General features: G+C 40.8%; 10 protein-coding genes. 9 read left to right on the top strand and 1 reads right to left on the bottom strand.

Going from position 1 to position 21985, the window contains the following annotated elements; genetic code table 11:
- Window positions 1–562: 562 nt before the first annotated feature.
- Window positions 563–1459 carry a Vms1/Ankzf1 family peptidyl-tRNA hydrolase gene (locus tag FXW07_RS08555; RefSeq protein ID WP_229395074.1) on the bottom strand — a complete coding sequence of 299 codons (897 nt, stop codon included), beginning with the start codon at window positions 1457–1459 and terminating at the stop codon, window positions 563–565.
- Between the two features lie 461 nt (window positions 1460–1920).
- Between FXW07_RS08555 and coaBC the strand changes: the two genes are divergently transcribed.
- The 9 genes from coaBC to FXW07_RS08510 all read left to right on the top strand — a co-directional run bounded on the left by coaBC (window position 1921) and on the right by FXW07_RS08510 (window position 21933).
- On the top strand, window positions 1921–3180 hold the full coding sequence (gene coaBC, locus FXW07_RS08550) for a bifunctional phosphopantothenoylcysteine decarboxylase/phosphopantothenate--cysteine ligase CoaBC (RefSeq protein ID WP_048120178.1): 1260 nt from the start codon (window positions 1921–1923) through the stop codon (window positions 3178–3180).
- Window positions 3181–3300: 120 nt separating this feature from the next.
- The gene (locus FXW07_RS08545; protein ID WP_229395073.1) at window positions 3301–4203 is read left to right on the top strand and encodes a pantoate kinase; all 903 of its coding nucleotides are present in this window, start codon (window positions 3301–3303) and stop codon (window positions 4201–4203) included.
- A 714-nt stretch (window positions 4204–4917) separates the two neighbouring features.
- On the top strand, window positions 4918–5679 hold the full coding sequence (locus FXW07_RS08540) for a 4-phosphopantoate--beta-alanine ligase (RefSeq protein WP_048155100.1): 762 nt from the start codon (window positions 4918–4920) through the stop codon (window positions 5677–5679).
- Window positions 5680–5681: 2 nt separating this feature from the next.
- Window positions 5682–6335: an HD domain-containing protein gene (locus FXW07_RS08535; RefSeq protein WP_229395072.1), complete on the top strand. Its 654-nt coding sequence runs from the start codon at window positions 5682–5684 to the stop codon at window positions 6333–6335.
- An 852-nt stretch (window positions 6336–7187) separates the two neighbouring features.
- Window positions 7188–9455, top strand: a complete 2268-nt coding sequence (locus tag FXW07_RS08530) for a PKD domain-containing protein (RefSeq protein ID WP_229395071.1) — start codon at window positions 7188–7190, stop codon at window positions 9453–9455.
- Between the two features lie 551 nt (window positions 9456–10006).
- Window positions 10007–11305 carry an amidohydrolase family protein gene (locus FXW07_RS08525; RefSeq protein ID WP_229395070.1) on the top strand — a complete coding sequence of 433 codons (1299 nt, stop codon included), beginning with the start codon at window positions 10007–10009 and terminating at the stop codon, window positions 11303–11305.
- 340 nt (window positions 11306–11645) lie between these two features.
- Window positions 11646–12881, top strand: coding sequence for an adenosylhomocysteinase (locus tag FXW07_RS08520; protein ID WP_229395069.1), 1236 nt, complete (start codon window positions 11646–11648; stop codon window positions 12879–12881).
- Between the two features lie 513 nt (window positions 12882–13394).
- Entirely contained in the window at window positions 13395–17444 is a 4050-nt protein-coding gene (fxsT, locus tag FXW07_RS08515) for an FxSxx-COOH system tetratricopeptide repeat protein (RefSeq protein ID WP_229395068.1), read from the top strand.
- 826 nt (window positions 17445–18270) lie between these two features.
- Window positions 18271–21933 carry a PAS domain S-box protein gene (locus tag FXW07_RS08510; protein ID WP_229395067.1) on the top strand — a complete coding sequence of 1221 codons (3663 nt, stop codon included), beginning with the start codon at window positions 18271–18273 and terminating at the stop codon, window positions 21931–21933.
- Window positions 21934–21985: the final 52 nt, after the last annotated feature.

Genomic DNA, 21985 nt, shown 5'->3' with positions numbered 1-21985 from the left:
TTCAAGCTGGTTCCAGTCAGGAATAGTCCAGGAAAAGAATAGCGATAAAGGAAAGTCAAATACTCAGAGAATCGCTTCTTTTCCTGGGAGCTTGTATTCGAGAATGATCAGGATTGAGACATATGTGCGGTCAGAACTAATACACGAGCATGATCAGAACTCAGAAATGAGCATGATCAGGACTCAGACATAAGCATGATCAGGACTCAGAAATGAGCATGATCAGGGCTGAGACTATGTATACAGTTTTCTTAGAAAAACTGTGTACATCTGACCAAACCACGCATGAAATTCTTCGAATAACAGGCACAAAGAAATGAAAGTAGTTTTTACCCACCCTTTTTTATTAAAATATTTGACAAATGTATGGAAATTGACGCAATTTATCATGATTTTTCACTTAACTGAAGACGTATGGCGGGGTATTCGACTGAAATCAAAATGGTTTTGATACAACCTGATTACAGAGAATTTCTAAAGATGAAGTTTCGTCTCCTTTTTTCTAGCGTTTTATAGGAACTTTACAACATATCTTTCTTGAAATCTCACAGCAAATATCCTCTCAAAGCAGATATCTTCTGGAGCTCAAGACCGTCCTGAGAATCTCTTCACCGCCTGATTTCTCGACCCTGATGTCAGACGGCTTTTCAATTATCTCAAGATTGAAAGGAAGGCGTTTTCGAATTTCCCCAATTAGCTGAAAATCTCCGCTTAGAATAACGCAGTCGATAAGCTTGTTTTCTTCAAGAACCCTATCAAGAGCCTCGATAACCTTATCCATGTGGTGTGCGATATCCTCTTCCCTGAGGCGTTCGAAACGGCGCTGGCTAAAGCCTCCTTTACTGTGCTTCTCTTTTACGCTGCTGCGGATAAGCTCCTCAGTATCGAAAACCCGGGCATCGGGAGCAAAACCTATGAAGGATTCGCCAGCGTGCAGGACAAGGACAAGCATCCGGTAGTCCTTATTTAAGATCTCTTCAAGCAAAGAAACCTCAAAACTGTCCCCAAGCTGCCAGGAGGAAGAAGTAACTGGAAAAGGAGGAGCTATAGCTTCGCAGATCATTCGGTGAATATCATAAAAAAGTACAAGGCCGGTCTCAGTCTCAAGCCTGTCAAGAAGGGTAAGGTTTTCCTCTTCCACGCGTTCAAGAACTTTTTCACTTATCACACCTGAGAGTCGGGTACCTGAGGGCAGGTAAGCTGTCAGCAGGCCGTCTGCAGGAGCATGGAAGGACTTGAGCTTGGAGATGTAAGCCTGAATAGCTTGCAGGCTCAGGGTTTCAATTCCGCGAAATTTCAGTTTACTCTGGGACTCAGCTCTGATTGTTTCGAGTTCGTGAGAAATAGTCCGGGTGCGAATACGTTCCTGGTTTAAAAGAGCCTCAGCTTCCTGCCTGTCCGAAACTGCCTGCCTTGCAAGAATCTCTTTCTTTTCAAGCTGGTTTTTTGCACTCTGCAAATCAAATTCCAGTTTAACAATCTGTGAGTTGAGACTCTCTATCTCAAGTTCGAGCTGCTCCTTTCCTGAAATCTTCCCTAAAAATGTGCTTAAACCTTTTTTTGGAACTTCAGAGGCTTCTTTTTTTGTGTTTTTGTCGCTGATTTGTCTCCCTCACATTCTGTTATTTTTGAATCGGATATCGGATAAATAAAATAATAACTCTCTATAAAGTTTATTTATTAATTAATTTTAATCCTTATTATTTCGAAAGTTTTAATAATATCGTATTGAATGTCACTTTGTTTTCAGGATCATTTTCTGAAAAGCAGGCTGATTTAAAAAATTGTTGCCCAGATATTAACCTTATAGATCACTCCGCTGCCTGAATGAAACATCATTAAAAGACTTTTAAACCCGAACAGGCAGAAGGACCCTAAACAGGAAAGCCCCGGTCAAAGGGACCGGATAGAGTAGATGAAATGGATAAAGAAGATAAGCAAAAGGCCACCAGGTCCAGAGCCGAAAAGTTCCATCCCACACTCTGGATCCAGGGGCAAAAGAGCTCTTTCCTTGCCGGAAAAACCATAGTTCTTGGCGTTACGGGAAGCATTGGAGCAGTCAGGGTAGTTGAACTTGCAAGAGAGCTAATCAGAAACGGGGCTGAGGTACATGCTGTTATGACAGAGGCTGCTACACATATCCTGCACCCTGATGCCCTGCACTATGCTACCGGAAATCCAGCAATTACCGAACTTGGAGGCAGGGTTGAACATGTGGAGTTCTGCGGACTTAAAGGCAGGGCCGACCTTCTCCTTATAGCTCCTGCAACCGCAAACACCATAGGAAAAATCGCATACGGGATAGATGATACCCCTGTCACCTCGTTTGCAACAACTGCCCTTGGCTCGGGTGTGCCTGTGATGGTTGTTCCTGCAATGCACGAATCAATGTTCAGGCACCCTGCTGTAGCTGAGAATCTGGTAAAATTGAAAAGCTGGGGAATCTCTATTGTGGGCCCCAGACTTGAAGAAGGAATCGCAAAAATTGCGGCAAATGAGGAAATCGTGCTCGAGGTAGAAAGAGCTCTCGGAAATAAAACCCTCGAAAACCGAAAGATAATTATCACAAGCGGTTCTACTGCCGAAAGCCTGGACCCCATCAGAATTCTCACAAACCGGGCTTCGGGTAAAACTGGCAGGGAACTTGCTCTTGAAGCTTATCGCAATGGAGCCGATGTAACCCTGGTCCATAGGGACAAACTTGGGTTTGCAGGGATCAGGGAAATTTTTGCAGAAAGCGCCGCAGACATGACTGATGCTGTCCTCTCGGAACTTGAGAAAGGGTACGATGTCCTTATCAGTTCAGCAGCAATTGCAGATTATACAGTTAATCCTTCTCCCGAAAAGATAAAATCGGGAGGAGAACTTACCTTGAAACTGAATCCCACCCGCAAATTGATTAAAGAATGCCGTCAAAGGTATCCTGACCTCGTGATTATAGGTTTCAAAGCTGAGACCGGAATTGAAAAAGACGAACTCCTTAGAAGGGCAGCTTCAGCCCTTAAAACTTCAAAACTGGACCTGATTGCAGCAAACGACGTCGCAAAAGGCGGAATGGGTACTGAAGAGAATGAACTGTACCTGCTTGGACGGGAAAAAAACGAACCAGGGCACGTAAGTGGGAACAAACGCAAACTTGCAGCCTTTATCCTTGAAGAGGTAGCCGATCTGTTAAAGTAAAAAATCTGCTGCAAAGTATCCCAGAGTATTTCACAAAAATCCGAAAGCATTTTGCAAAGTATCCTGCAAAACACGAACGAACTTTGAAAAAATGATTAAAGTGGCAAAAAGGCGTTTTCTATGTATACATATGAGAGTGAAGGAGCAGACATTCAGGCAAAAGCCTATGCTCCGGGACACATCACAGGTTTTTTCCAGATCCACGAGCATGAAAACCCTCATCGTAAGGGTTCTACAGGCTGCGGAATCGTCCTGAATGGAGGCGTAACCACCGAAGTAAAGATCGGGAGATCTGTGGAAAAAACCGAAATTTTCCTTAATGGAAAGAGAGTTGAAGGCAGAACTACTCGGACTGTCGCAGAAATGATGACGGAACTGCCTGTAAGAATAAGGAGCTGGTCAGAAATCCCAACCGGATGCGGATTTGGAGCTTCAGGTGCAGGAGCTCTAGGGACAGCCTATGCCCTGAATAATGCACTTTCCCTGGATCAGACCGTAAAAAGTCTGACTGAATATGCCCACGTGGCTGAGGTCATCAATTGCAGCGGACTTGGTGATATTGCTGCCCAGTCAAGCGGTGGAGTCGTTATCAGACTGCAGCCGGGTGGACCCGAATTTGGGCTTGTAGACAGAATTCCGACTTCCGAAGCCAGGGTTTTTTGTATTGTGCTTGGCGAGATCTCTACCGGTTCGGTCCTGAGAGATGAAGCTGCAGCCTCAAGAATTAACAGCGCGGGAAAAGAAGCTATGTCCGAGCTGCTTAAAAAGCCCACTCTTGAGAACTTCATGCAGCAGTCAAAAGTGTTTGCCAGTAAAGCAGACCTTATGAGCAGCAAGGCAAAAGATGTGATCGAAGCTGCAAACGCAAATGGTGGGCTAGCTTCCCAGGCAATGCTTGGGGATACGGTTTTCGCAATTGCCCCTTACTCAGAACAGTTCCGTCTCTACGAAGCCCTCCAGGAATTCGGGGTGGTGCTGGAATACGGCATAAGCACCTGTGTACCGAAGCTGATGAACGAATGAGTTCAGGCAGAACATATTTTGAATGGGCCAGGAAAATAAAAAATACATGCAGAAAATTGCTGCGTAATTAATTTCCTTATAATTTAAAGAGAGTTAAAATGAAGTAAAGGTCGAAAGTTGGGATCAAATAGTAATATATAATTCAGATTACTCATTTTAGTTTTTTATTTGAGTGTCTGAACTAATCAAGCGGTTTATGCTAAAACTGATAATCAAGCAGTTTATGCTAAAACTGATACTCAAGCAGGTTATGTTAAAACTGATACTCAAGCAGGTTATGTTAAAACTGATACTCAAGCAGGTTATGTTAAAACTGATACTCAAGTAGTTTATGTTGTAACTAATACTCAAGCAGTTCATGTTGAAACTGATACTTAAGCAGTTTATGTTAAAATTGATACTCAAGCAGGTATGTTAAAACTGATACTCAAGCAGGTTATGTTAAAACTGATACTCAAGCAGGTTATGTTAAAACTGATACTCAAGCAGGTTATGTTAAAACTGATACTCAAGTAGTTTATGTTGTAACTAATACTCAAGCAGTTCATGTTGAAACTGATACTTAAGCAGTTTATGTTAAAATTGATACTCAAGCAGGTATGTTAAAACTGATACTCAAGCAGGTATGTTAAAACTGATGAAACTCATTTACGGATTAAGTTCATAAATAAAAAAAGATGCTGGAAAGTCAATTAAAAAAGGTAAGCGACCGATATGACCGAGATACCCAAAGACCACCCGAGGTATGAGTCCCTGCTAGCCCGTGAAAAGGTTGCAGCCGGGGTAAAAATGGGAATGACAAGCATTCAGGGTTTGATTTCTCAGGGAAGAGGCGAAAGCTTTGATTACCTTATAGGTGAGCGAAGCACAAAGTCTGCCCTGTATGCTGAAAGGGCGGCAGTTGCTGCTCTGCTACTGGCAAAAAATCCTGTAATTTCCGTAAACGGCAATGCTGCAGCTCTTGCTCCTGATAAAATTGTTTCCCTTGCAGATGTAACAGGAGCAAAGCTCGAGGTCAATCTTTTTCACAGGACCGAAACAAGGGTCCACCTTATAATAGAACAACTCAAAGCCAACGGGGCTTCCGAGGTGCTCGGGAAAAATCCGGATGCAAGCCTTGAACTCTCTCATGCCAGGCGGCTGGTAGAAAGCCGGGGGATATATTCTGCAGACGTAGTGCTTGTCCCGCTGGAAGACGGAGACCGGTGTGAGAAACTTGTAGAAATGGGAAAAACAGTCATAGCTATTGACCTGAACCCTCTCTCACGGACTTCAAAGATGTCTACAATCTCGATAGTTGACAACCTTACCCGTGCACTAGAAAACATGATCAAGTTCGGAGTGGAACTGAAAAAGGAGAGAAATGAAGAACTTGTGAAATTAATCACGACTTATGATAATAAAAAAACCCTCATAGAGGCGATTTCTGAAATCCAGGAATACCTTAAAGCTATGGCTGTAGAATTGGAACACTGAATATGGACCTGATAGAAAAAACGAGGGAATTTGTAGCCACTTTTCTTGAAGGTGAGCCCAGTTCCCACGATATGTCCCATATAAACCGGGTAGAAGCCCTTTGCCTGGAAATCCAGAAGGAAGAAGGGGGAGACCTTCTCGTACTTCAGCTTGCAGCTCTCCTCCATGATGTCGGTGTAATTAAGGAACATGAAGAAGGCGGGGACCATGCCGTATACAGTGCCGATATTGCCTCTGAATTTCTTTCGAGAACAGGGCTCGGAAAAGAGGTTATTGAAGCTGTTACAGGTTGTATCCGGACGCATCGCTTCAGCGCAGGGGAAAAGCCGGATAGCCTAGAAGCCCGAATTTTGCAGGACGCCGACCGGCTTGACGCCCTTGGAGCAGTGGGGATCTTCAGGGCTGTTCTTTCCATGGGAGCCCTCAGGATGTTAAAGCACACAACAGGGATGGATAAAGGAAGTTCAAAAAGAACCGTGTACATTGAAGACCCTATTGAAGGCTTTAATGAATATATGCAGTACAAACCTTTCACAATTCCTGAAAAATTGAACACCGATGCTGCAAAAAAGATTGCCGAAGAAAGGCTAAAAATCATGCGTATTTATCTTAAAGCACTGAACCTGGAAGCTGGAATTGATGGACAGGGACTCTAAGTAAGAATCAGGTTTGAGTAGATCCTGGTAGGCTTTGAGATTTTGATAAGTACAAAGTCCGGCAGTAAAGCGCAAACAATGCAAAAAGCCTATTTCTCAAGAGTTCTTATTGACTCAGTTCCAAATTCTTGTGATTTCTCATTTTCTTCCTTCCTTAAACTTCTTTTTTCTCTGCATACTACCCAAATAAACTGTAATAATCATCGAGAAACAATTTCTTTTGCATTTTAGACATAGTGTAACTTTTCGGTAGTGTCCATGAGTTACTGATCAATTCCGAAAAAGCGAGTACTACCCCTAATTAAGGAAAATACAGAAAGTTCTTATGCTCCGGTTTTCAGTAACTTGAGGACACGCCCACATTGAGAGCAAGTGAAACGAGGAGTTTATTACTCCTCTTTATTTTTGACTTTAAATCTGCTTTGAGAAAATATTCGTAAATTTTATTACCAGGATCACCACATGGCTTTTTAGCTCCAGGAGCTTAAATTGCCTTTTAATTTTATGGAATTTTGAAAAACGTTATCAATTAAAGAGGATAAGTCTCTCTCATTGCTTACTGAAATATATTAACATCCCAACATCTGTTCATTATTATATACTTTGAATTTATATACTGTTTTATTTAAAACGGGTAAATTTGCGAGTAATAGCTTAAAAACAGACAGTTACAGTAAGCTATTTTCATCAATTTTAAGTTTCGCATCGGCAATCTTCTAAAAAATTTTACGTTAGGGAGGTTAACTTTCCAACTGGATTTTAATAGATAAGGAGGGTTTAAAAATTAGATTTCAACAATTTACTATTCGAAATAAAGTGTTTTTATGTTTTATTGTATTATTTCTTGGATTGATGAGCGCTTCTGTTACGCATGCTGAAACTTATACTTTTGTTACAAAGTGGGGCTCTGATGAAAGCCTCAACGGACAATTTTACAATCCAATGGGTGTTGCAGTCGATTCTTCTGGCAATGTTTATATTGCCGATACGGGCAATAACCGCATTCAGAAGTTTGACAGCAACGGTAAATTCATTACCAAATGGGGTTCAGAGGGCAGCGGCGATGGACAATTTAATGGTCCCGTTGGTGTCGCTGTAGACTCCTCTGCCAATGTTTATACTGCCGATACGGGCAATAACCGCATTCAGAAGTTTGACAGCAACGGTAAATTCATTACCAAATGGGGTTCAGAGGGCAGCGGCGACGGACAATTTCATGGTCCTGATGGTGTTACTATCGATTCCTCTGGCAATGTTTATGTTGCCGATAAATATAATCATCGCATTCAGAAGTTTGACAGCAACGGTAAATTCATTACCAAATGGGGTTCAGGGGGCAGCGGCAACGGTCAATTTGATGGCTCATCTGGTATTGCTGTAGACTCCTCTGGCAATGTTTATGTTGCCGATTCAGACAATAATCGCATTCAAAAATTTGACAGCAGTGGGAAATTTATTACCAAATGGGGTTCTGAAGGAGGCGATGAAGGTCAATTTATTGATCCTGAGGGTGTTACTATCGATTCCTCTGGCAATGTTTATGTTGTCGATACTTTGAATAATCGCATTCAGAAGTTTGACAGCAACGGTAAATTCATTACCAAATGGGGTTCAGATGGCAACGGCGACGGACAATTTAATTGGCCTAAGGGTGTTGCTGTAGATTCTTCAGGCAATGTTTATGCTGCCGATGTAGAGAATTATCGTATTCAGAAGTTTGACAGCAATGGGAAGTTTATTACCAAATGGGGTTCTAAAAGCGGCACCGCCGACGGTCAATTTGAGTATCCTGAGAATGTTGCTGTCAATTCATCTGGCAACGTTTATGTTGTCGATACTTTAAATAATCGCATTCAGAAGTTTGACAGCAGCGGTAAGTTCATAACCAAATGGGGTTCTGAGGGCAGTGGCGACGGACAATTTGATTCTCCACCTGACGTTGCCGTTGATTCATCTGGCAATGTTTATGTTGTCGATTCATGGAATTTTCGCATTCAGAAGTTTGACAGTAGCGGCACATTCATAACCAAATGGGGTTCAGATTCATGGTATATGGACCCTATGGGTGGTGAGGTTAAACCAAATTGTATCGCTGTAGATTCATCTGGCAAAGTTTATGTTACCGATGATAATAGTCTCATTCAGAAGTTTGACAGCAACGGTAAATTCATTACCAAATGGGGTTCAGAGGGCAGCGGTAACGGGCAATTTTATTGGCCTCAGGGTGTTGCTGTAGATTCTTCAGGCAATGTTTATGTTGCCGATACGGGCAATAGCCGCATTCAGAAGTTTGACAGCAACGGTAAATTCATTACCAAATGGGGTTCAGAGGGCAGCGGCGACGGACAATTTAATGGTCCCGTTGGTGTCGCTGTAGATTCCTCTGCCAATGTTTATGTTGCCGATTCAGGCAATAATCGCATTCAAAAATTTGACAGCAGTGGGAAATTTATTACCAAATGGGGTTCTGATGGCAGCAGCGACGGCCAATTTAGTGATCCTGAGGGCGTTACTATCGACTCCCTAGGCAATGTTTATGTTGCCGATACTTTAAATAATCGAATTCAGAAGTTTGCTAAAGTAGCATCTACTCAACCAGTTGCTTCTTTCTCTGCATCTCCAACCTCAGGAAAAGCACCATTAACTGTCGCCTTTACTGACAAAAGTACAGGGGTACCAACTAAATGGAAATGGAATTTTGGAGACGGAACAACTTCAACCAAGCAGAATCCAACACATAAGTATTCCAAAGTAGGGAGTTATACTGTTAAACTTACAGCAACAAATGATAAAGGCAGTAACACGGCAACAAAAACAAATTATATAAAAGTGGTAACAAAACCAGTTGCTTCATTTTCGGCGAAACCGACCTCAGGAAAAGCTCCATTGACTGTTGCTTTTACTGACAAAAGTACAGGAATACCAACTAAATGGAAATGGAGTTTTGGAGATGGAAAAACTTCAACAGTTCAGAATCCAAAACATCAGTATTTACAGGAAGGAAAATATAAGGTTACACTTACAGTAACCAATGTTGCAGGCAGCAATACTACAACAAAAACAAATTACATAATAGTGACAACAAATACAAGACCGGGAATATACTCTGAAAGCGAATAAACCGATTGCCCATCTCTATCCGATTGTTGTTTTTTAACACCTAAATGTCAGTAGTTCTTTAAATTCATATTTCTACTCTCTGTCAATAGGGGCAAATAATTCCTGTATAGTAGCCATTTGATTAATAGAACCTCAATTAAGTGGCATATTTGTACCATGAGTTTGTACAAGTATGCTAAAATTTGAAATATGAGTTTAAAGAACCCTATAATAGATTTGGTAAATTCCAACAAAACGCCGCCTATATATTTTTAGGCTTCTGTGGACACAATGCCAAAATCTGTGATGAAAGTAAAATTAAAAAATCACTAGATTTTGGAACTGATTTATTCCTATTTTCTCAGGAATTCTTATTTTCTCATAAATTTATGAATATTTCACATGTTTTTAGCGTAATTTTCAGGACAACTTTTTTTAGGATAACCTCTTAATTCCAATACCTTTTAATTTCATTTGTCTGTTAAGTCCAGTACTTCTTTAATTTGGATAGAATTATTAAATTAAGAGAATAATTTAACAGTTTCAGTTCATTACCTTACGGATCTGATTGTATGGCTGACATAATTGTAAAAAATGCTTACGTTATGACAATGGACCCTGATGCGGGAGACCTCAAAAACGGGACTGTTGTCATCGAAGACGGAAAGATTACGGAGATCGGGGAAAAGACCAGCGAAAGTGCCGATACCGTGATTGATGCAAAACACTCGGTAGTAATGCCAGGGCTTGTGAACACGCATACTCATGCCGCAATGACTCTTTTTCGGGGTTATGCCGACGATTTACAGCTTGCAGACTGGCTCGAAGGGCATATCTGGCCTGCCGAGGCAAAGCTGACTGCTGATGATGTATATAAAGGCAGTCTGCTTGCATGCATGGAGATGATCAGGTCAGGCACTACATCTTTTGCAGACATGTACTTTTATATGGACGAGACTGCAAAAGCTGTTGAGGCATCAGGGCTTCGGGCCTCGCTTTGCCATGGGCTTATAGAACTCTGGAACGAAGAAAAAGGAGCAACAGACCTTAAGGAAGGAAAGCGCTTTGTCCGGGCCTGGCAGGGAGCGGCTGACGGCAGGATAAAAACAATGTATGGGCCCCATGCTCCGAATACCTGCTCTGATGAATTTCTTGCAAAGGTTAGGGAAGAGGCCAGCAGGGACGGTGCAGGAATCCATATCCATCTCCTTGAAACGGAAGCCGAACTCCTGGCCATGAAAGAAAAGTACGGAAAATGTTCAGTGCACCTCCTGGAAGACATAGGGTTTTTAGGGCCGGATGTGCTTGCTGCTCACTGCGTCTGGCTTTCGGACGGCGACATAGAAATCCTGGAAAAAAGAGGAGTGAATGTTTCCCATAATGTCATAAGTAATATGAAACTTGCTTCAGGAATTGCACCTGTACACAAGATGCTAGAAAAAGGAGTCAATGTGAGCCTTGGCACTGACGGCTGTGCCTCAAACAATAACCTTGACCTTTTTGAGGAGATGAAAACGGCTGCTCTTCTGCATAAAGTCAATACTTTCAATCCAATTGCTCTTCCTGCGCAGCAAGTGCTCCAAATGGGTACGATAAACGGTGCAAAAGCCCTTGGCACGGAAACCGGCATGTTGAAAGTCGGAATGAAGGCGGACCTTATCGTGGTAGATATGAGAAAACCGCATCTTACCCCCTGCTTTGATGTTCCCTCTCACCTTGTGTACTCTGCAAAAGGAAGCGATGTCAGGACAACAATTGTAAATGGAAAAGTCCTTATGGATGATTACAAAGTGCTGGCCCTGGACGAGCAGAAGGTAATGGAAGAGGCTCAAAAAGCTGCAGAAGAGCTTGTTGCAAAGGTAAACGCCTAAAAACTCAAATTATGACAAAAAAAATATATGTCAAGAATAATTTATGTCAAGAATAATTTATGTCAAGAATAATTTATGTCAAGAATAATTYATKTCAAGAATAATTCATTTCAAGAATAATTCATTTCAAGAATAATTTATGTCAAGAATAATTCGTTGCAGAATAATTTATGTCAAGAATAATTCGTTGCAGAATAATTTATGTCAAGAATAATTGATGCCAATAATGTTCCACTGTGGGACCTGAATTAGTAATCTGAGTGAGTAAAAGATAAACACTTATGTTTGAAGCCAGAATAAAGATCGAACTCAATTGCATACTTGATAGCACGGGATCAACATGACCGAAAAAGAACTCATAGAATCCGGAAACATGAAGATGGACTGGGCAAGAAACCATATGCCCGTACTTGCCATCGTAAGGAAAAAATTCGAGGAGGAAAAACCCCTTAAGGGGATGAAGGTAGGGATGGCTCTGCATGTGGAAGCAAAAACTGCAGTCCTTGTAGAGACTCTCGCTGCAGGCGGTGCAGAGGTAGCAATTACCGGCTGCAATCCTCTCAGCACTCAGGACGACGTGTCCCTTGCCCTCGGCACCCGCAAGAACATATGCTGTTTTGCAAGATACGGAGTCGAGAGCCAGGAATATTACGAAGCAATCGACCGTGTCCTGGACATTAAACCCGATATCACAATAGATGATGGGGCAGACCTTATATTCAAATTACATACAGAAAGGACCGACCTGCTTCCGAATATCCTTGGAGGCTGCGAAGAAACAACAACTGGTGTCCACAGGCTCCATGCGATGGAAAAAGAAGGAGCCCTGAAAATGGCGGTAATCGCAGTAAACGATGCCATGACCAAATACCTTTTTGACAACCGCTATGGGACAGGCCAGTCTGCCTGGGACGGGATTAACAGGACCACGAACCTCCTGGTAGCAGGCAAAAACGTTGTTGTTGCAGGCTATGGCTGGTGCGGTCGCGGAGTTGCAATGCGTGCTTCAGGCCTTGGGGCAAATGTAATAGTTACCGAAGTCGATCCTGTAAGAGCACTTGAAGCCAGGATGGACGGGTACAGGGTCATGAAGATGGCAGATGCTGCAAAATTAGGTGAACTCTTTGTAACCACCACCGGAAACCGGGATATCCTCACAGCCGAACATTTCAAGTCCATGCCTGACGGAGCAATCCTTGCAAATTCCGGCCACTTTAACGTAGAAATCGATATGGAAGCCCTTGAATCTCTTGCAAAATCCACCCGGACCGTAAGACACAATATAAAAGAATATGACCTTGGCGACAGGCGCATCAATGTCATAGCTGAAGGCAGGCTGGTTAACCTGGCTGCCGGTGACGGCCATCCAGCCGAAGTCATGGATATGAGTTTTGCAAACCAGGCCCTCTGTGTGCGTTATATTGCCGAAAACAAGCTTCCGAACGGGGTCCATAAGGTACCTCTGGAACTTGATACTTTTGTGGCAAAGATGAAACTTCAGTCAATGGGCATAACCATCGACGAACTCACGACGACACAGGAATGCTACATGAGCGGCTGGGAGTGCGGAACGTAATTTAGAAAAAGAAGCTGATGAAATATTTTCAGCAATCTATAACTCCTAATTTAAAATGCAGTAAATACCGGTTATTTCCGTCTTTGGGAATTGATAGTATTTACTGTATCTATTTTTGAGAATTTTGAGTTCTTTTTAAATGATTTTGGCGCCAGAAGTATAGTTTTTTCGTGAAATAAGGCTCAAATAACCACTTTGATCTTTCCGAGACGACATTAATACCGTCTTCTGTCGTTCTTGTCCGCGCGCAGCGCGCCTGACCGAAATTTGTAAAACAATTTCTTTTTGTGGCTCTTCGTTGTTTTGTGTGGCTATCCTCATAATGTTCCCATAAAAACCAATGCGGTCTTGAGTTGAAAATCATCTTATCCATACGAAATAGCGAAGGGCCCTTTTTGTTTATCCTATACCTACGAGTGACAAATTAACAATATTTATATCATTTTATGATGTGAGTTTGTTGGTAAGTGATTATCTTCTCAATATTAAGAACAACTTATAGATGGAAACAATATGCCCGGATTTACAGAAGTAGAAAATCGTATCTTAGCAAACTATGTTTCTGATATTAAGTTATCCAGAAGCCTTACTTTAATTCGTGGGATAATGGAAAATATTTGGGCAAATGAAGCTCCTCGAATAGTGAAGGACTACACAGATCACGGTGAAGAGCACAGTAAAAGAGTTGCTTACTTTGCAGACAAACTACTTCAGGCAAATCCGGATGCAAAATTTTCTCAGCATGAGATCTATTTGCTTCTTGCAGGTATCTATTTACATGATATTGGAATGCAATGCGATATTGCCAGATATCCAGAAATAAAGAAGAAAGCTGAAAGTCTAGGTGCGAGATTCGACGAGGTGTTTAGTGCAAGAACCACAAATGAATATTCTCTAGAACAGCAGAAAGAGATCCGTAAAAATCATCATCTTCTCTCAGCAGCCTGGATTGATTACCTGTATGAAGGAAAAGACCCGGTATTATCTAACGGTAGCAAAAGTATACCTTATGATCTCGTGGATGACTTAATGGATGTATGTAAATTCCACTCTAAATTGTCAATTAATGATTGTCCTGACTATCTCAATGGTGATCCTAATAGTCGCAAAAAGATGGTCGCTTCACTTCTGCGTTTTGCTGATGAACTCGACATAAGTAGTACACGTGTTAATCTAGAGACTGTAAAGATTTTTTCCATAACCCCAGAGAACAGGATTTACTGGTGGTTACACAATTATACTAAAATCGATTTTATTGATTCTAGTAGCGTTCGTCTTAAAGTTGATTTACATCCTGAAGACTTTGATTCATATGGTTCTTTTGTGCGTGAAGACTATATTAATACCTTTAAAATCAAAAATAAACCTGTTTTAGATGTCCTTGTTGGACAAAAAATTCCTATTGTAATTGATAATAGTTCTGACGTTGTACCACATCCCCGCGTTGAGAAGTTTCCTTCTGAAATAACTGCTGTCCTGAATGCCAAAATGAAGGAAAAAAGCTTATCTTCGACTTCTACAAATCCGCCTACTAATGAAGATCCTGATTCCAGTTCTGTACAAATTTTGCCGTCTGATCTGGAGCAGGAAACAAAAAACACAATCTCAAATGTTCCCTACTCAAGAAACCCTCGTTTTACAGGACGTGAGGATAAGTTAAAACAGATCCGTGAAGCTCTTCTTTTAGACAACACAGTTGCCGTATCTCAACCTGTTGCGGTGTGCGGACTCGGAGGCATTGGAAAAACACAAACTGCGATTGAATATGCCTATCGTTATCAGTCTGAATATGAACTCATATTCTGGGTAAAAGCTGATTCTGAAGATTCAATAATCTCCAGCTATGTCGATATTGCAAAATTATTGAATTTACCGGTTAAAAATGACTCAGACCAGAATAATATTCTTTCAGCTGTATTAAACTGGTTTAGAAACCACCAGAACTGGTTACTTGTTTTTGACAACGCAGATAACATTTCTTTTTTAAAGAACTATCTTCCTCCAAATCCAAACGGACATATCCTCCTAACCTCAAGGTTAAGAGTTTTTGATACACTGGATATTACGAAACTGGTTGATATGGAGGAAATGTCCATTGAAGAAGCTAAAAGTTTTCTGCTAAAGCGCACATTGCATACTAATTTGAATCAATTAGAACTCGAAGCCCTTGAAAAGCTTGTGCATGAGCTTGGTTGTCTTCCATTAGCTTTAGAACAAGCAGGAGCCTATATTTATGCAAATAACTCCAGCTTTGAAGATTATCTAGCTAGCTATAAAATACGTGGTCTGAAGCTGCTGGAAAAGTCTAATATTGATAAACTAAAGTATCCAGAATCGATATCAACCACCTGGTTAATGAATTTTGAAGAAGTGAATAAAAATTCAAAGGTCTCCGCAGATTTTCTATATGTTAGCGCTTTCCTTAATCCAAATGAAATACCTTCCGAGATATTTTATAAAGGTGCGGATGAGCTAGGACCATTAATTTCTGTCGCATTTGCTGAGGCTGATATAGATCCACTAGTTTTTGATGAAATTCTTAATCCACTCTGGCAATACTCTTTAATTAACCGTGATGCTGGTTCCCATACTTATGATATCCACCGCCTTGTACAAGCCGTTCTTAAAGACGGGATGGAAAAAGATGAACAGAAACTCTGGGCTGAGCGTGTTGTTAAAGCTGTAAACTGTGCATTTCCTGAAGTTAAGTATGAAAATTGGGAACTTTGCGATAAGCTTCTTCCTCATGCTCAGATCTGTGCAGAATATATTGGGTTGTGGGATATCGAAACTGAAGAGTCTGCAAAATTGTTAAATGCAGCTGGCAGCTATCTGCATAAACGTGCACGTTTTAAGGAAAGTGAGTTACTCTTGAAAAGTTCGTTGGAAATTCGAAAGAAGATTCTGGAACCCGAACATTTTGATATCTCTAAGAGTTTCAATAATTTAGCAAAACTTTACATAAGCTTGGGTAAGTATTCAGAAGCTGAACCATTATGTGTGCGTACATTAGCAATTAGAGAAAATACTTTAAATTCAGATAATCTAGCTATAGCAGAGAGTCTCAATAATTTAGGAGAACTTTATGATATTTTGGGTAAGTATTCAGAAGCTGAACCTTTATGCTTGCGTGCATTAAAGATTCAAGAAAATACTTTAAATCCAGATGATCCGACCATAGCAGAAAGTCTCGACAACTTAGCTGGAGTTTATAGAGCTTTAGGCAAGTATTCTGAAGCAAAACCTCTGTATATCCGTGCCTTGGAAATCACAGAAAAAGCACTTGGCCCCGAACATCCAGATGTAGGTAATCGCCTTAACAACTTGGCTGGAGTTTATAGMGATTTAGGCARGTATTCTGAAGCCGAACCTCTTTGTATCCGTGCCTTGGAAATCACAGAAAAAGCACTTGGCTCCGAACATCCAGATGTAGGTAATCGCCTTAACAATCTAGCGGAACTTTACCGAAATTTGGGTAAGTATTCTGAAGCCGAACCTCTGTATATCCGTGCCTTGGAAATCACAGAAAAAGCACTTGGCTCCGAACATCCAGATGTAGGTAATCGCCTTAACAACTTGGCTGGAGTTTATAGMGMTTTAGGCARGTATTCTGAAGCCGAACCTCTTTGTATCCGTGCCTTGGAAATCACAGAAAAAGCACTTGGCTCCGAACATCCAGATGTAGGTAATCGCCTTAACAATCTAGCGGAACTTTACCGAAATTTGGGTAAGTATTCTGAAGCCGAACCTCTGTATATCCGTGCCTTGGAAATCACAGAAAAAGCACTTGGCCTTGAACATCCAGAGGTGGGTAAGAGTCTTAACAATCTAGCGGAACTTTACCGAAATTTGGGTAAGTATTCTGAAGCCGAACCTCTGTATACCCGTTCCCTGAAAATCACTGAAAAATCGCTTGGTTCTGAATATCCACATGTAGGTACTTGCCTTAATAATCTAGCTTTGGTTTATAGCGATTTAGGCAAGTACTCCGAAGCTGAACCTCTGTGTATTCGTGCTTTGGAAATCACAGAAAAAGCACTTGGCTCCGAACATCCAGATGTAGGTAATCGCCTTAACAACTTGGCTGGAGTTTATAGAGCTTTAGGCAGGTATTCTGAAGCCGAATCTCTTTGTATCCGTGCCTTGGAAATCACAGAAAAAGCACTTGGCTCCGAACACCCATATGTAGGTAATCGCCTTAACAACTTGGCTGGAGTTTATAGAGCTTTAGGCAGGTATTCTGAAGCCGAACCTCTTTGTATCCGTGCCTTGAAAATCACAGAAAAAGCACTTGGTCCTGAACATCCAGATGTAAGCACTTGCCTTAATAATTTAGCAATATTTTTCCACGAGCAACATAAGTATCTCAAGGCCAAACCTTATTATGAGCGAGCAATTAGAGTTACGAAAAAAACCAAAGGGGAAAATAGTCTTGAGCTTGCCGACCTCCTAGAAAGCTACGCTTCTTTGCTGGATAAAATGAGAAGGAACAGGGAAGCTACAACAAAACGTAATCGTGCTAAAATGATACGTTCAAAAATAGAAACAGAAACAAAAAAGTGAGCTAAATAATTGATGTAAGCATCGATAAACTCACGCCGACACAGAAATGCTACATGAGCGTTCAATCTTCACGAAGTGATAATATTTACTGCATCTCAGAATCTTTACGGCATTTATAAAAACTACGATACTCTGTAAAAAATTAATATGTGCTGTAAAAACTTAACATAATTGTAAAATAAATGTTACCTTATAAAAGTTACTTTACTTCATAAGTATTGCCATACATTATATTCATTTTTAATATATGATAATAACCATCGCGCATCTTTTTTAATAATTTTTGATTACAACTAAATATTTTGATATTTATTATAGGCAGTTTTATAACTAATAACTCGTAAAGGACATAACTAATGTATAATTTATTTACAACTGCCTTTGGAAAAATAAAGTATTTATTACTTTTTATAAAAATATTTTAACTCCCTTTTAATAAGGAACGTTTACGTGAAATCGATAGCAATGGAAACTGTAATGCAATCTTGAAATCCTGGCCATAAACTATTGATCAACATATGTTGAGAAATAATGGATACTTGGCGTATGAGAAAGCACTCAGAGTCTAAAAACTTTGCAGAAAGTGGGTTAAAAATTTAGCGTTGAACATCGAACGATTAGATTGAGCGATTGCATCAAATGTTTTACTGCCATGTCCTGGGTTTTGAAAGTCCTGGCAAAGGGATAATGAATAAACTGATTGATATGGCAGAATTTTAGAAAAATTGCCTGATCTTACAGGTGACAAATAACTTGAAGGTTACGAATTTCTCGCACCTGGTTAAATACTAGCTTTAAATTACCTTTGAATTCGGAAAGGGTTGAAATGGAAAAAAGCTTGAGAAAATCTGGGATTGACATTATTGGAGGGGTACCCTGGGGAACGCACTTCTGCCAATTCTACCAGACAAAACAGGATTTAATTGACATACTTGTTCCTTATTTTAAAGCCGGCCTGGAAAATAACGAATTCTGCATGTGGGTTACATCAGAGCCCCTGGATGTGGAAGAGGCAAAAGGAGCTCTTAGAAAAGCTATTCCTGAGATTGATGTTTATCTCGAAAAAGGACAAATTGAGATTATTCCTTACATTTACTGGTATGTCAAAGAGGGAAGTTTCGATTCGCAAAGAGTACTTAACGGCTGGATAGAAAAACTCAATCGAGCCCTGGCCGACGGTTACGACGGTTTAAGGTTAAGCGGAAACACCTTCTGGCTGGAAAAAAAATACTGGAACAGTTTTGTCGATTATGAAGAAGAGATCGACAGCATCATTGGCAGCTATTCCATGATAGCCCTGTGCACATATTGCCTCGAGAGGTGCAGTGCAACCGAAATTATTGATGTAGTTATCAACCACCAGTTTGCCCTGATTAAAAAAGAAGATAAATGGACGCAAATAGAAAGCTCCAGGCGCAAAAAGGAAGAAGAGAAAATTTTTCAAGTCACACAGTACTGGGGGTCTACCTTTGATTCCATGCCAGACCTGATAGCCATAATTGACAACGAATACCGGATTGTTCGTGCAAACAAAGCAATGGCTGCAAGATTGGGGCTGAAACCGGAAGAATGCATTGGGTTAACCTGCTATTGTGCTGTGCACGGGACAGCCTATCCTCCCTCTTTTTGTCCACACCGACTTTTGATTGAGGACGGACTTGAACATACTGCGGAAATTTTCGAGGACTGCCTGGGTGGTTATTTCATAGTGAGCGTTTCGCCACTCTATGACTCCAGAGGGAAAATTATTGGGAGTGTGCACGTTGCTATTGATATTAACGAACGCAAACAGGCTGAAAAAGCCCTGAAAAGGAGTGAAAACGAATTCCGCACACTGGCAGAAAATTCTCCTGACATAATTGCCCGCTTTGATAAAAAAAATCGCCATATGTATGTAAATCCTGCCGCTGTCGAAGTTTATGGCTATTCTCAGGAAGAAATCATCGGGAAAACCAATTATGAACTGGGAAAAGACCCTGAACAGATAAAGTTCTGGGACAAACATCGTCATAGCGTTTTTGCAACAGGAAAACCCGGGAAAATGGAATTCCAGTATAGATCGCCTCAGGGAAAAGAATACTATTTTAACACAAGAATAGTACCTGAGTTTGTTAACGGCGAAGTGGCTTCTGTCCTTGCTATTTCTCGTGATATTACAGAAATAAAAGAAGCTGAAGCCAGGTTAAAAGAAACCCTTGATAATTTAGAAGAATTAGTTGAAGAAAGGACATCAGAAGTTGAAAAGGCTTATAATTCTTTGAAAGAGAGCGAAAGGAGTCTTTCTGAAGCTCAGAGGATGGCACACCTTGGAAACTGGGACTGGAATATTGTAACTAATGAGTTATACTGGTCTGATGAGATATATCGCATCTTCGGACGCAGCCCTCAAGAGTTCGGGGCAACTTTCGATGCGTTTCTGAGTTATGTACATCCGAATGATCGAGATTATGTAAATAATGCCGTTAAAGAAGCTTTAAACGGCAAAAAATACAGTATTAATCACCGGATTACCTTAGCCAGTGGAGAAGAGCGTATAGTACATGAACAGGCTGAGGTTATTCTTAATGAGGAAAATATCCCTGTCCATATGAGAGGAACAGTTCAGGATATTACTGAGCAAAAAAAGGCTGAAAAAGCCTTAGAGCTGGCTAACACGTATAACCGCAGTCTTATTGAAGCCAGTATAGATCCCTTTGTAGCTATCGGTCCGGATGGTAAAATTACTGATGTAAATAATTCAACCGAATTTGTTACGGGTTACTCCCGCAAGGAGTTAATTGGGACTGATTTTTCGGATTATTTCACCGAGCCTGAGAAAGCCAGAGAAGGATATCAGAATGCATTCCAGAAAGGGCTGGTGCGAAATTATTCTCTGGAAATTCAACATAAAAACGGGCAGATTACGCCTGTTTTGTATAATTCATCGGTTTATAGGGATGAAACTGGAGAAGTTATTGGGGTTTTTGCAGCTGCACGTGATATTTGTGAGCAGAAAAAAGCTGAAGAAAAGATACAGGTACTGGCGAGTGCTGTAGAATCATCGGATGATGCCATTATGACAAAGTCTATTGATGGCATTATTACAAGCTGGAATAAAGGAGCAGAGCAGATTTATGGCTATCTCGCCGAGGAAATTATTGGACAAAATATCTCAATACTTGAGCCAGATAATCGTAAAGGAGAGATAAAGCAATTAGCTAAGAAAATTCAAGAGGAAGAAAGAATCCAGCACTATGAAACAGTACGGTTAAGAAAGGATCGTACATTAATAGATATTTCAGTAACTCTTTCTCCGGTTTTGGATGTTTCTGACCAACTTATAGCTTTCTCCGTTATTGCAAGAGACATTACTGAGCGAAAAAAAGCAGAAGAAACTCTGAGGTTGTCAAGCATTTATAATCGTAGTCTGATAGAAGCCAGCCTTGACCCCATGGTCACTATCGGCCCTGATGGGAGGATAACCGATGTAAATAAAGCCACAGAACTGGCTACCGGTTATTCAAGAAATGAGTTAATAGGGACTGATTTTTCAGACTATTTCACCGATCCTGAGAAAGCTAGAGAAGGATATCAACATGTCTTCAGGGAAGGTTTGGTACTGGACTACGAACTTGAAATTCAGCACAGGGACGGTCGCGTAACTCCTGTTTTATATAACGCTTCAATTTATAAAGACGAAAATGGTGCGGTTATTGGAGCTTTTGCAGCCGCCCGTGATATCACCGAACGGAAAAAGGCAGAAGAACTGTTAAAACTTAAATTAGAGGAGCTTGCTCGCTCAAACGCGGAACTGGAACAATTTGCCTACGTCTCGTCCCACGACTTGCAGGAACCCTTGAGAATGATAGCAAGTTATTTACAGCTTTTACAAAGAAAATATCAGGGAAAGCTTGACGAGAAGGCTGACAAATACATCTATTTTGCTGTGGACGGGGCTTCCCGTATGCAAAACCTGATTAACGACCTTCTGGAATTTTCTCGGGTGACCACAAAAGCCAGAGAATTCGAACCTACAGATTGCAAATCTGTTCTGGATAAAGTCTTATTTGATTTAGAGGTATCCATAAAAGAAAATGAAGCCAGTATCTCTTCTGGTTCTTTACCTGTAGTAATGGCGGACCCTGTCCAGTTCACTCAACTGTTCCAGAATCTTATAAGCAACGCTATAAAATTCCGCAGTGAAAATGCCCCGGAAATTGAAATTTCTGCCGAAAAAAAAGCTGGTCAATGGTTATTTTCAGTAAAGGATAATGGGATTGGAATTGACCCTAAATACTCTGAACGGATTTTTGAGGTTTTTAAAAGACTTAATAAAAGAGAAGAGTACCCCGGTACAGGTATAGGGCTTTCGATCTGTAAAAAAATTATAGAAAGGCATGGAGGACAGATTTGGGTAGAATCTGAACCAGGGAAGGGCTCTACTTTCTACTTCACTTTACCAGTAATTCCTATAAAAGTTTGTGATAAAGACTATACCGTGAATTCGTGATAACGACTATACAGTAAAAAGTTAATTTTTATAAAAAAATTTAATTTAGATA

Source organism: Methanosarcina sp. DH1 (assembly GCF_020804205.1).
Lineage (GTDB): Archaea > Halobacteriota > Methanosarcinia > Methanosarcinales > Methanosarcinaceae > Methanosarcina > Methanosarcina vacuolata.
This window is presented reverse-complemented; position numbering and strand designations above follow the sequence as displayed.